This is a genomic window from Rhodobacter flavimaris (assembly GCF_021378075.1).
Lineage (GTDB): Bacteria > Pseudomonadota > Alphaproteobacteria > Rhodobacterales > Rhodobacteraceae > Rhodobacter > Rhodobacter flavimaris.
The window spans coordinates 1-465 of record NZ_JAJUOS010000044.1 but is presented as its reverse complement, the minus strand read 5'-3'; the positions used below and the strand labels follow the sequence as shown (position 1 = coordinate 465).

Annotated in this window: 1 rRNA gene; it reads right to left on the bottom strand. The window is 41.9% G+C overall.

What is annotated here, in order from left to right:
- Positions 1-465 (bottom strand): 23S ribosomal RNA (locus tag LZA78_RS18100); the annotation flags it as partial.

The following is a 465-nucleotide window of genomic DNA, read 5'->3' as shown; positions in this document are numbered from 1 at the left end:
GGGTGTCTGATTAGTATTTAGCCTTACCGGGTGGTCCCGGCAGATTCAGACAGGGTTTCACGTGCCCCGCCCTACTCAGGATACATCTATGAGATTTTATGATTTCGTATACAGGAATATCACCTTCTATGTTGAAGCTTTCCAACTTCTTCTACTATCATAAAATTTTGTAACTCAATGTAAGATGTCCTACAACCCCTTTTTACAGGTTTGGGCTCTTTCGCTTTCGCTCGCCACTACTGACGAAATCATTATTTATTTTCTTTTCCTGTTGCTACTAAGATGTTTCAATTCGCAACGTGTCTCGCTAATTTGACTATGGATTCATCAAAATGCAACTGAGGTTTGCTCAGTTAGGTTACCCCATTCGGAAATCTCCGTATCATAGTTTATTTCCAACTCCACGAAGCTTATCGCAGGTAATCGCGTCCTTCATCGACTTTCAGACCCAAGGCATCCACCAAA